This window comes from uncultured Cocleimonas sp. (genome assembly GCF_947495625.1).
Classification (GTDB): Bacteria; Pseudomonadota; Gammaproteobacteria; order Thiotrichales; family Thiotrichaceae; genus Cocleimonas.
On the sequence record NZ_CANLZW010000015.1, the window covers coordinates 35103 to 48515 of the forward strand.

The 13413-nt window shown below is 39.6% G+C and carries 9 protein-coding genes; 4 read left to right on the top strand and 5 right to left on the bottom strand.

Annotated features, from left to right (window positions below):
- Nucleotides 1-148 precede the first annotated feature (148 nt).
- The 3 genes from recC (at nt 149) to Q1A31_RS10040 (ending at nt 7263) form a co-directional block, all read left to right on the top strand.
- Nucleotides 149-3550 (top strand): exodeoxyribonuclease V subunit gamma, encoded by a 3402-nt coding sequence (recC, locus tag Q1A31_RS10030; RefSeq protein ID WP_299875932.1) that lies wholly within the window; start codon nt 149-151, stop codon nt 3548-3550.
- A gap of 292 nt (nt 3551-3842) precedes the next feature.
- Nucleotides 3843-5852 carry an SLC13 family permease gene (locus Q1A31_RS10035; protein WP_299875934.1) on the top strand — a complete coding sequence of 670 codons (2010 nt, stop codon included), beginning with the start codon at nt 3843-3845 and terminating at the stop codon, nt 5850-5852.
- A 358-nt stretch (nt 5853-6210) separates the two neighbouring features.
- Nucleotides 6211-7263, top strand: a complete 1053-nt coding sequence (locus Q1A31_RS10040) for a GGDEF domain-containing protein (RefSeq protein ID WP_299875936.1) — start codon at nt 6211-6213, stop codon at nt 7261-7263.
- A 40-nt stretch (nt 7264-7303) separates the two neighbouring features.
- On the opposite strand, the gene Q1A31_RS10045 is transcribed toward Q1A31_RS10040, so the two are convergent.
- The 5 genes from Q1A31_RS10045 to guaB form a co-directional block, all read right to left on the bottom strand.
- Nucleotides 7304-8305 carry a rhodanese-related sulfurtransferase gene (locus tag Q1A31_RS10045; protein ID WP_299875938.1) on the bottom strand — a complete coding sequence of 334 codons (1002 nt, stop codon included), beginning with the start codon at nt 8303-8305 and terminating at the stop codon, nt 7304-7306.
- Between the two features lie 76 nt (nt 8306-8381).
- Entirely contained in the window at nt 8382-8759 is a 378-nt protein-coding gene (locus tag Q1A31_RS10050; protein WP_299875940.1) for a DUF2237 family protein, read from the bottom strand.
- A gap of 79 nt (nt 8760-8838) precedes the next feature.
- Nucleotides 8839-9348, bottom strand: coding sequence for a tRNA adenosine(34) deaminase TadA (gene tadA / locus Q1A31_RS10055; RefSeq protein WP_299875942.1), 510 nt, complete (start codon nt 9346-9348; stop codon nt 8839-8841).
- Nucleotides 9349-9492: 144 nt separating this feature from the next.
- Entirely contained in the window at nt 9493-11070 is a 1578-nt protein-coding gene (guaA, locus tag Q1A31_RS10060) for a glutamine-hydrolyzing GMP synthase (protein WP_131905351.1), read from the bottom strand.
- A gap of 210 nt (nt 11071-11280) precedes the next feature.
- On the bottom strand, nt 11281-12741 hold the full coding sequence (gene guaB, locus Q1A31_RS10065) for an IMP dehydrogenase (RefSeq protein WP_299875945.1): 1461 nt from the start codon (nt 12739-12741) through the stop codon (nt 11281-11283).
- Between the two features lie 385 nt (nt 12742-13126).
- Here guaB and Q1A31_RS10070 point away from each other — a divergent pair, with 385 nt between their 5' ends.
- Nucleotides 13127-13411, top strand: a complete 285-nt coding sequence (locus Q1A31_RS10070; RefSeq protein ID WP_299875947.1) for a hypothetical protein — start codon at nt 13127-13129, stop codon at nt 13409-13411.
- The last annotated feature ends 2 nt before the right edge of the window (nt 13412-13413 follow it).

Genomic DNA, 13413 nt, shown 5'->3' on the forward strand with positions numbered 1-13413 from the left:
GCTGATGACAAAAGGTATTCAGCAAAAGATTAAAGATCATCTTTATCATCATCTATATTATCGTCTTCATTTCATCTTCAAAAATCAGTCTTCAAGCTACAAACCACATCTATATTCACATACCATTATTAAGGTATCATACCAAGCTATGCTAACCATCCATACCAGTAATCAGTTAGAGCAACTAAAAAACCAGTTTTCCAAGCTGATAAAAAAGCCTTTAGACAGTATTTTTGCTACTGAAACAGTGGTCGTGCAAAACGCTGGAATGGCACGCTGGTTATCCATGCAATTAGCCGATACCTCGGGTATCAGCGCTAATACACAATTCCTTTTCCCTGCTGAATTCATGTGGCATTTATTGCGTTTGGTTTCTGAGGATATTCCAGAAAAAAACCAATGCACACCAGAGACCATGCGTTTTCACATCATGCGTGAATTAACTAATTCGCCTGAGCATTACCCCGAATTAAAACACTATATCGGTGATGAAAGAAACCAGGATGAATTAGCTACGTGGAACTTGTCTTGTGAAATTTCGCAGTTAATGGATCAGTATCTATTTTACCGCAGCGACTGGATAAGAGACTGGGAGGCATCGGACTGGAATAGCGATAATAACTGGCAATCACGTCTATGGAAACGCTGCGTTCAGGATAGGAATTTAATTCATTGGCTAGCATTACAGGATCAATTCAAAGAATCATTTCAGTCTATTGATAACAGTAAACTAGACCAACGAATTACCTTCTTTTCAATGTCGGCTTTGTCTCCCGGTTACATCGATATGTTAGGAGAATTAGGAGAAAAGACGGATGTACATCTCTTCCTGATTAATCCTTGTCTGGATATTTATTGGGGCGATATTCAATCAGAAAAAAGCATCGCCAAAATGGACGCTGAAACTCAAACCTATATGGATTTACAGAACCCACTGCTAGCAAGCATGGGTAAACAAGGTAGAGATTTCATCGATAAATTATTAAACCTGCCTAGTTACGAAGAGGCTTATGATCAAGACTCTGAAGAGATCTTTTATGACAGCTTTGAAGAAAGTTTCGAAAACAGTAACAAAGAAAATAGTGATGAATTAAAACTAGAAGCGAATCAACAAACCGTTCTAGGTAAACTTCAAAGTGACATTGAACAGTTGGCAGAACCAATAGCGATTAAGCCAGATCAGATCACTCATTTAGACAACAGCATCGCTATCAATGCCTGTCATACACCGATGCGTGAAGTTGAGGTATTGTATGACCAAATACTCAATGAACTTGATTCTGATGAGTCTCTGGCACCCAGTGACTTTGTGGTGATGATGCCCGATGTCGAAAAATATGCGCCTTATATAGAGGCTGTTTTCTCGGCATCTGAACCCGTCTTACCTTTCAGTATTGCGGATAGAGACGCTCTCAATGTCTTTCAAATTATTGAAGCATTAGAAAAACTATTCGCATTATCAGACAGTCGTTTTGACGTTGAATCTGTGTTTGAGCTATTAAATTACACCGATATCAGCGAAAAATTTGATTTAGATTCAAACCAGATTACAACTTGTCGTGAGTTGGCTAAAGCGACCAATATACGCTGGGGCATCAATGCAGCCAGCAGAAAACAGAATCAACTCCCCTACAGCGAAGAACACACCTGGAAATATGCATTAGATCGAATACTTCTGGGTTACAGCTTGGGTGAAGATATTGAATCTTTACTATCATCTATTTCTTCAGCATCTTCAACATCCGCAAAATCTTCAACAATATCAGAAAAGTTATTCGAATCAGACAGACTATTATCGTTACTTGCTTTCACCGATATTGAAGGCAGTGAAGCGCTGATGCTGGCTAACTTCAAGCAATTTACCGATAGTATTTTTTCAATACAGCACTGGAATACTTTAGAACTAAATGTATCTGACTGGATAGAGAAAACGAAAACCCTGATTCAGGCAATTACGGCTGAAAATGCTGATCAGCAACTATTAATCAATGCCATTTCAAGCCTTAAAGAATTAGGCACTTTTACCGAATTTGATCAAACCATTCCCTATACCGTATTTAATAAAATGCTGTTGTCTTGTCTCCAATCTATTTCTGCCAATGAAAAGTATCTCGGCTACGGCATAACCTTCTGTGCTTTAGTTCCAATGCGTAGCGTGCCTTTCAAGGTCGTCTCTCTTATTGGCATGAATGATGGTGAATTCCCGCGTCAGGATAAACACCACAGTTTTGATTTAATGGCAGATAAACCCTTAAAAGGTGACCGATCAAGACGTGACGAAGATCGTTATTTATTTTTAGAATCACTATTAGCGGCGAGACAGAAACTGATCATCAGTTTTAATGGCTTGAGCGTTAAAGATAATTCGGATATTCCGCCGTCGGTTTTAGTCAATGAGCTTTTGGAAACACTGTCGATATATACCAATATTGCGCCTGAAGCACTCATCACTAAACACCCGCTTCAAGCCTTCAGCCCAAAATATTTTGAACATGATTTTGATAATCGCCTTGATAATGACCAAGATAATAATCTTGAAGCTAATACTGCTTTATATTCCTACGCTAAAGAATACTGTTCGCTGAATAAAAATGAAGAACTGGTTTCACAGCGTTTTATCAACCAAGCGCTTGAAGAACCAGATGCTTCTTACAAGGAAATTTCTTTAATAGATTTAATCAGTTTCTATAAGAACCCTGCTCGTTATTTTCTGAAACATCGATTTGCGATCCAGACCTTTGATGACGATCCCAGTTTAAACATTAGAGAACCTTTCGAATTAGAGTCGTTTAAAGACAGAGAAGTTAGAAATCTAATATTAGAAAATCGTGCGTCTCAAAACCCTACACAAGAAATAAAAAAAAGTGATCATGAGGAATTAATAGCCAGAGCGAAAGGCTTATTACCGTATGGACAGATTGGGGATGAAATCTATCACAGAGAAAAACACATTACTGAAAACTTCATTGCAAATCTTCCTGAAGACGGTGATCAGGCGCAAAGCGCAAATCATCATTTCAAACTGAAATTGGGTGACTTTTCCATACACGGAAATATCGATCAGCTGATGGATAAAGGTCGTCTATTAAAAGTCGTCACTAAACCTTTCGCAGGGGATTACATTAGCTTCTGGTTAACGCATTTAGTTTTAAATGCTTTAGATGACTTATATTGTGAAAAATTATATTGTGAAAAGAACAGTTATCTGTATTCCCCCGAAATTGATCTTCAACTGACCCCGGTAAGCGATGCTAAATTACGACTGCAAGAGTTATTAGACTTCTACTGGAAAGGCTTGAGTTTTCCTCTGCTATTTTTTCCAAAAAGTGCTTTTTCGATGTATAAGAAACCAACCTTTGCAAACCCTAAAGAAGCACAGGATAGATGGCAAGGTGGAGAACTATTTGCCGGCGAAAAAGACAGTTTCGAACATTGGCTTTTGCATCGCACACTAGAAATGGATAAAAACAGTCTTCCAGAAGAATTTGTCGACATTAGCCAAAAGATTTTTGGTGATATGTATCTTCACCAACAGTCATTAGAAGTATAATATCTTTTCTATATGCAATTGTTAGGAGATTGCTGCTACATTAAAAGTGTGGCTATAAAGTAGCTATAAATAGAGGGGTGACTTAGTTTAATTAGAATGACTGACTTATCAACATTCATTGATAGTTATGCATTCATAACAACGATCAATCAGGCTATAAGTAAAAACGCATAGTAATCATAAATAAATACTTATTAAGCCCTATTAAACTTAAGGAATAAGGAGTATTATCCGCGCTTTTTATCCTATTAGTAATCACTAATATAACAACCATCATTTTAAAAGTATTATCATGAATCAAACTGTAGATACGCCACTAGAAGAAAAGGATGACTCATCCCAACGTAATAATGCTTTTGCAAAAAAAGATATAATAAAAAAAGTGGGAGCATTGGCAATTTTTGCGCTTCTAGCCTTGTATCTTGCTTCTATATCACCAACAATTACCATTGCCTGGGTTGTAGTAATACTAGTGCTTACCATCTACCTATTTGTATTTGAGATTGTGGATATCGATGTGGCCGCCATTAGTATTATGGTGTTGCTAGGGCTAACCAGTTTGCTTGCGCCGATAATGGGTTTAGAAGAAGGGCTGGTTGATACTAAACATCTGTTTGATGGCTTTTCCAGTAATGCAGTTATGTCAATTATCGCGGTGATGATTATTGGCGCGGGTCTAGATAAAACCGGAATAATGTCTAAAGTCTCCAGTTTTATCCTGAATATAGGGGGTACCTCCGAAGGACGTATCATTCCGATTATCTCTAGTACAGTCGCAATAATTTCATCATTTATGCAGAATGTGGGTGCAGCCGCCCTATTCTTACCGGTTGTTTCAAAGATTTCGTCACGTTCAAATATTCCTATGTCGCGCTTACTCATGCCAATGGGTTTTTGTGCGATTCTTGGCGGAACGGTTACCATGGTCGGCTCATCTCCTTTGATTCTGCTAAACGATTTAATTGAAACATCAAACATCGTATTACCAGAAGGCAGTAAAATGGAGCTCTGGTCGCTATTTTCTACAACGCCAGTAGGTCTTGCTCTGGTTGCTACCGGCATTCTCTATTTTGTTATTTTTGGTAAGCTTGTATTACCAGCGACAAAAGAGACTGGTTCAAAGAATGATGATTTACGCTATTTTGAAGACGTTTATGGTCTTCGCTACACCTTGCATGAAGTTGTCGTTGGTGACCAAAGCTTACTTATCGGCAAAAATTTAGATGATATTGAAACTGAATATAAGATTCGAGTGGTTGCCACAAAACGTCCTAGACAAGCATCTCAAATTGGTCCCGGCGCAATCGATCGTGATACATCAATTGAAGCCAAAATGGTATTAGCCATTATCTCTGAAAGCCATGATTTAAAAGCATTCTTACAAAAGTATGATCACCTGGAAAAACGTAAAACCATAAAAACGTTTGCGGATGATTTATCCCCAAGTAAAACGGGAATTGCTGAAGTTCTTATTCCACCCAGCTCAAACCTTATTGGAAAAAGTGCTCGCGATGTCTGGTTACGAAAAACCTATGGTACTGCCATGATCGGACTTCATCGTAATGGTGAAACCCTACATGAAGGCGATGATATTCGCAGCATCCCATTTCAATCGGGCGATACCCTGGTTGTTTATACGCCTTGGGAAGCGTTGATGCGTATCGAGAATTCATCTGATTTTGTTGTTATTAATAAAAATTTCCCACATGAAGAAGTACGCCCTAAAAAGATAGCTTTTGCTGCAATCTTCTTCTTCATTTCACTCTACATGGTGTTATTTACAGATATTCGTCTTTCAATTGCTTTGCTCACAGGAGCAACCGGCATGATATTAACAGGCGTACTCAATATAGATGAAGCGTATCGTGCGGTTTCATGGAAAACGGTTTTCCTATTGGCCAGTCTTATTCCTCTAGGTATAGCAGTTGAACACAGTGGTACGGCCAAATGGATCGCAGAACAAACCCTATCAGTAGTTGGCCATATGCCTATTTGGGTAATTCAAACTGCAGTGGCTATCTTAGCGACCTTCTTTACGCTAGTAATGTCGAATGTTGGTGCGACGGTATTATTGGTGCCACTTGCGGTAAATATAGCAATCGGTGTTGGCGCTAACCCAGCCGTATTCGCGTTGACTGTTGCGATAGCTACATCTAATTCTTTCTTGATTCCTACGCATCAGGTAAATGCATTGATCATGGGTCCCGGTGGTTATCGCGTTCCTGATTTCATGAAAGCAGGCGGAATAATGACGCTATTATTCCTCGTCGTAATGATTGTAATGATGAATCTCATCTACTAGTTATTTGGCTTTAACTTAAGTTCCAAAAACTTCAATTAGTCACCCCCCTACTTATGGCTACTTATTGTCATTTTAAAAAAGTGCCTATAAGTAGGGGGGTGACTAAATTTTTAATACTGATTCCAGTTCGCATTGATAATCTTAAACTACCTTTCGTAGAAAACACTTCTGTATAAAGCATAGGTTCAGACTTCTCTACCTATACTATTCCGATTAGAAAGCTATTAATAAACTTCACTTTTTGTCTTAGCTCCAATGAGCTTTAATGATTAGTTCCTGATTACATTTAATAGCTTTAAAAATAAAAACAATCTATTCAAACAGAACTTTAAAGTCAGAAGCCACAAGACAATAATTGATGCCAAAAATTAAAATTCATCGCTCAGTAGAAGAAATTCTAATCATGGCAGCATCCGTTGTCGCGGCATCTACAGTTCTTCCTTTTGCTATCTATCGTTACTTTCATGGTCAATATACGATTGCTTTAGTTGAAGTTCTGGCTGTATTTATCGTTGCATCAATTGGACTTTTAGTCTGGAAAACAAGGGATACGACTTATACCAGTACAGCACTTTCTGCCTTTATCCTGGCAGGCCTGGTGCTGCTAAATTACTTGATTGATTCGTCTATATTTATTTGGACCTACCCAATAATAATGACGGTATATTTTCTCAATCCTGCCAAACGATCTGCCCTACTGGTGATACCAACTCTCTTGGCCTTGTTCCCACTTATGTATATTGAGAAAACGACCATTGAATTTGCTAGTGCCATAGTAACGGTTATCATTACCTTAGTATTTAGCCACCTTGTCTCAGGTAAAATCAGACAGCAGAACGAGCGACTACAAAATTTAATTAACTACGATGGTCTAACGGGCGCATTAAATAGACGCTCTCTGGATGACCGCCTAGATCTATTACAAAGTTTATATTTCCGCCACAAAGCACCTGGCAGCAATATCGTTTCGGTCATCATTTTTGATATCGATGATTTCAAAATGATCAACGACACACGCGGTCATTTAGAAGGAGATAAAATTCTTATAAACCTGACTAAATACATTAAGAAAATGATTCGCAAAACGGACGAATTTTATCGTTATGGTGGCGAAGAATTTGTGGTTATTGTGAATGGTTCAAATTTGTATAAAGCAGGTGAATTAGCTGAAAAAATTCGTGCGGCTATCGAAGAAACTGAATTACTCAAAGACTTAACTGTAACTGCTTCTTTTGGCGTGGCCGAGATACAAAGCCTGGAAGAATCCCAAAGCTGGTTAGCAAGGGCCGATAAAGCCTTATATCGTGCAAAACGAGCGGGTAAAAATCGCGTATATCTCGCCAATCCTGAAAAAGTAAACGACTTTGAAAAGGATTATGAAAACTACAAAAAAGAGAAATCACAAGCCTAGCCACGCTAAGTATTTAGCATCATTAATACGTCTAATACATCTACGATTTGTTCTGACTCTTCTGCGTTTCTTTAAACTCTTTTTTCTGATTACGATGTTTATTGGCAAATTTAGTCACATCACCACCAATATGTTCTTCACCGCGCAGACGCGCTAATTCTATTTGTCTCTGACGTTCTAAATAACGTTGCTTCTGCACTTCATCGGTATGGTCATGACAATGATGACAACTCACGCCATGCAAGAAATTCGGGTGTTGTTTATCTTCTTCAGTAATCGGCATACGACACGCGTGACACTGATCGTAAGAGCCTTTTTCTAATTGATGATTCACTGATACGCGATTATCAAAAACAAAGCACTCACCTTCCCACATTGACTCTTCTTCAGCCACGTTTTCAAGATATTTTAGAATGCCACCTTCCAAGTGGTAAACCTCTTCAAAGCCTTGAGTTTTTAAATACGCAGTCGATTTTTCACACCGAATACCGCCGGTACAAAACATCGCCACTTTTTTGTGTTTATTGGGGTTTAGATTTTCTTCAACATAGGCAGGAAATTCACGGAAAACGGTAGTATCCGGATTCACCGCATTTTTAAAGGTGCCGATAGCCACTTCGTAATCATTACGTGTATCAACCAGAATAACATCCGGATCTGAAATCAGATCATTCCAGTCTTCTGGCTTTACATAGGTACCTACAATTTCTTTTGGATCGATTGTTTCGATACCCATGGTAACAATTTCTTTTTTGAGTTTTACGCGAGTGCGGTAAAACGGAATAATGTCATCATACGATTCTTTGGTATCTACTTTTGCTAAACGAGGATCATTACGTATCCAAGCCAAAACTGCATCGATTCCTTCACGTGTACCAGAAATCGTGCCATTGATACCTTCGCGAGCCAGTAATAATGTGCCACGCACACCATTATCTTCCATAACTTGATGTAATGGATCTCGAAGTGCTTCAAAGTCTTCCAGAATCACAAAGTGATATAAAGCACAGACTACGAATTTTTCTGAAGGTGTATTAGACATGATCTCGTATTTCTTAAAAGTTTGTTAAAGGTAAAAGTGTTTAAAATATGGTTGTTATAGCGGTGAGTTTCAATGCTTAATTTAAATCTGTCGCATATTGCTTAAGGATATCCAAAGAAACAATATCTAAGGCTCGCTTATGCGTTCTGCTTAAAAACACTCTAGGCGCGGCACCGTCATTATAAGCCTCTAACCAACGTGCAGCACATAAACACCAGCTATCACCAGATGTTAAACCCACAAAACCAAATTGCGGAACAGGCGTAGAAAGATCATTGCCTTTGGCTTTTGAGTACTCAAGAAACAACTTGCTGATTTCAACGCACACCGTATGTGAGCCGACGTCTTCATCACAGGTATTACAGTAACTATCGCGATAAAAGCCAGTCATCGGTGCATCACCACACATATCTAATGGCTCACCCAATACGCTTACTGATTCATCTTTTTCCATAGTCTTTCCTGTTTATAGGTATATAAATGAGAAATGAAAAGTCACCCCCCTACTTTTGAGCAGTTTTTTATCGATGTGCTTATTTGCGGCGCGCTTTAAAAAATGCTCTTAAAATATCACCGCATTCATCACGCATAATACCACCAGTTACATCAACACGGTGATTATGATAATCCTTTGAGAAAAGATCGATTGCACTTCCCGCTGTTCCTGTACGCGGATCCGGTGCACCAAAAATTAATTGACCAATACGAGCATGAATAATAGCACCCGCACACATCGTACAAGGTTCGAGTGTGACGTAAATTTTGGTATCTGGGATACGGTAGTTATTTAGGATTCGCCCCGCTTCACGAATCGCCATAATTTCGGCATGTGCCGTCGCATCGTGAGTTTCAATCGGCCGATTCCAGCCTTCTGCAATCAATTCGCCATCTTTGACTACCAAAGCACCGACAGGAACCTCACCCTCATCACGAGAGCGTTTTGCCAACATAAGCGCGTGTTTCATCCATTTCTGATGAACAATATCATCTTCATCAGAAATAGAGGTCACCCCCCCACTTATAGGCGTTTTTTCAACAGACATAGAAATAATTTGTGTGTTTTTTACTACTCAGGGTGCTTCTAGAGCTTATCAATTCAAGGCGGGGAAATAGGCGCTTACAAACGTAAGTAACTATTTTCCCAACGCAGAAATGGTAAGTTATAGAAGTAGACTGTGGAGTAAAAATTATTCCCATTCAATGGTAGCTGGTGGCTTTCCTGAGATATCATAAGTCACGCGAGACACATTCTCGATCTCATTAATAATACGATTAGACACATGACCAAGGAAGTCATAGGGCAAATGTGCCCAACGTGCTGTCATAAAGTCAATGGTCTCAACTGCTCGAAGCGCTATTACATAATCATAGCGACGTCCATCTCCTGTAACACCGACAGACTTTACGGGTAAGAACACTGCAAAGGCTTGTGACGTCTTGTGATATAGATCTTGCTTATATAGCTCTTCGATAAAGATATTATCTGCTAGACGTAGTATATCAGCATACTGCTTTCTCACTTCGCCCAGAATTCGAACCCCTAAACCAGGACCTGGGAAAGGATGGCGACGTACCATCTCTTCGGGTAATCCAAGCTCAACACCAATGGTTCGAACTTCATCCTTAAACAACTCACGCAGAGGCTCTACCAGACCTAACTTCATATCTTCTGGTAATCCACCAACATTGTGGTGAGACTTTATCAAATGCGCCTTACCGGTTTTACTGCCAGCAGATTCAATCACATCAGGATAGATGGTTCCCTGTGCTAACCACTTCGCATTAGTCAGTTTTGAAGATTCTTCATCGAAGATTTCAACAAACAAATTTCCAATGATCTTACGTTTCTCTTCTGGATCAGTTTTACCTTCAAGCGCATCAAGATAACGTTGTTCTGCATCGACACGAATAACTTTCACACCCATGTGCTCAGCGAACATATCCATCACTTGATCACCTTCGTTTAATCGAAGTAGACCCGTATCAACAAACACGCAAGTTAACTGTTTGCCGATCGCTTTGTGCAACATCGCAGCAACTACTGAAGAGTCAACACCACCAGATAAACCAAGAATAACTTCATCGTCGCCGACCTGTTTTCTCACATTTTCAATACTATCTTCGATAATATTTAACGGCGTCCATAACTTTGCACAACCACAAATGGTACAGGCAAAGCGTTCTAAAATAGCGCCACCTTGCTTAGTATGAGTAACTTCTGGATGAAACTGAATGCCGTAGAATTGCTTCTCTTCATTCGCAATACCCGCAATCGGTGCGTTTGATGTACTCGCCATTAATTTAAACGACTCAGGAATCTCTACCACATGATCACCATGTGACATCCACACATCTAATAAACCATGACCTTCTGCATTCACTTCATCCTGAATGTCTTTGAATAGTGCCGTATGACCACGAGCACGAACCTGTGCATAGCCATATTCCTGATGATCAGCTCTTTCGACCTTACCACCAAAATTCATCGCCATAGTCTGCATGCCGTAACAAATACCTAACACTGGCACACCTAAATCATAAACCGCTTGAGGTGCAACAGGCGCATTCTCAGCAATCGTAGATTCCGGGCCACCTGAAAGAATAATGCCCTTCGCACCAAAATCTATCACATCCTGATCGCTAACATCCCAAGGGTAGATTTCACAATACACCCCAACCTCACGAATTCGACGAGCAATTAACTGGGTGTATTGAGCACCAAAATCGAGAATTAAAATGCGGTCTGTATGAATATTATTGGTCATAGAAAATAGACTTTGTTGAATGAGTTTAAATCTGTTTTATGTTTAACGAGAAACAGTAAAACACTTAGGGAAATACTAAACAATATTTTCGTAATGTTTAGATTGCTGCTAGTACTTGTCAGTTCAAGACGGGTGAATGTGAAGTTTACAGTGTGTAAATGAACATTCGCCCAACACCGAAATGGCAAGTACTAGTAGTGAGCTAATCAATTACGAATGGTAGTTTGGTGCCTCTTTGGTTATCGTCACGTCATGCACATGCGACTCTTTCATACCAGCACCGGTAATACGCACAAACTCTGGCTTGTTACGCATTTCTTTTAAATCTTTACAGCCAACATAACCCATACTCGAACGGATACCGCCCGTTAATTGATGGATGATTGGAGATAGCGGGCCTTTGTAAGGAACCTGTCCTTCAATACCTTCTGGTACGAGTTTATCTGCTGCATTTTCAGATTCCTGGAAGTAGCGATCGCTTGAACCATCTGCCATTGCTGCCAAAGAACCCATGCCACGATATGACTTGTAAGAGCGTCCCTGATAAATAATGATTTCGCCCGGTGCTTCATCAGTACCTGCAAACATTCCGCCCAACATGACACAATGTGCACCCGCTGCGAGAGATTTTGCGATATCACCTGAGAAACGAATTCCACCATCAGCGATTAAAGGAATATCCATTCCTTTTAATGCTTTTGCTACATTCATGATTGCAGTAATTTGGGGAACACCAACGCCTGCTATCATACGAGTAGTACAGATTGAACCTGGGCCTATTCCTACTTTAACCGCATCTGCTCCTGCTTCAACCAATGCTAACGCTGCTGCGCCAGTAGCGATATTGCCACCAATAACCTGAACGTCAGGGAATGATTCTTTTACCCATTTCACACGATCAAGAACACCTTGTGAATGACCATGTGCGGTATCAACAATGAGTACATCTACACCAGCTTTGACTAAAGCAGTTACACGCGCTTCTGTACCGTGTCCTGTTCCAACTGCTGCTCCAACTCGCAGACTACCTGAACTGTCTTTACAGGCATTTGGAAAGTCTTTTGACTTTTGTATATCTTTAACAGTGATCAATCCACGCAGCTTGAAATTATCATTAACTACCAATACCTTCTCAATACGGTTGGTATGTAATAATTTTTTTATTTCACCTTTGCTAGCACCTTCAGAAACCGTTATTAATTTTTCTTTAGGCGTCATGATCGCTGATACTGGTTGTTCAAGATTTGTCTCGAAACGCAGATCACGACTGGTGACGATTCCTACCAGATCATCGCCATCAGCAACAACAGGTACACCGGAGATTCTATGCTTGGCGGTTAATGCCATAACATCACCGACTGAAACATCTGCGGTAACTGTAATTGGTTCTTTTATGATGCCGCTTTCAAAACGCTTAACGGTAGATATGATCTTAGCTTGCGCATCAATTGTCATATTTTTATGCACAATTCCTAGTCCGCCTTCCTGTGCTAAGGCGATCGCAAGTTTAGCTTCAGTAACAGTGTCCATTGCAGCTGAAAGCATTGGGATATTTAAGACTATTTTTTTAGTCAGATGTGTACTCAAATCAACCTCTGCAGGTAACACATTAGAATGTGCTGGCACTAGGAGTACATCATCAAATGTAAGTGCTTCTTCAAGTATTCTCATAAGGTAAATCCGGTTTTTGTTGGGGTTATGGATTTTGAATTCAGTCATTTATCATTAAATACCAATAAATAGCTTTGACTTAACTTATTGCTGCTTAGTATGCGGGTGACACGCTAATTACAAATATCAAAAATATTAAGTAGTCGAGCTAAATAATTGCAGGTACTTCGAATATCGTAAATTCAAAAAAAGCCCTGAAAATTATTCAGAGCTTTTATAAAATATTAGCGGGTGATTATAGTCATTGACCTTTATAAGGTAAACTGGTATTGCACTAAAAAAGGCAAATATTCGAAAATAAACTCATTGCTCGAAAACCTAATTAAACGCATACTAAATCGGTTTGAAAATTAACCATAAACTAAAGGAGTAAATGAGGCAGTTGATGAGAATAAAAATATTAATTACCGCGTTTACTTTTGCCTTTGCAGCAGGACTATCAGCCACTGAAGCAGACGATGCTATCCAGCAAGCAAAAGAAGCTCAAAAAGAAGCCGCTGAGCTGGGATATGAATGGCGCGATACGGGTAAAATAATCAAAAGTGCAGAAGCTGCCGCCAAAGAAGGTAATGATAAAAAAGCCATCGAATTAGCGAACATCATTATTGATCAACTTCCTGCTGTAAGAAAGCAAGCGGCCATTGCTAAAAATGCCGGACCACGCTTCTAACT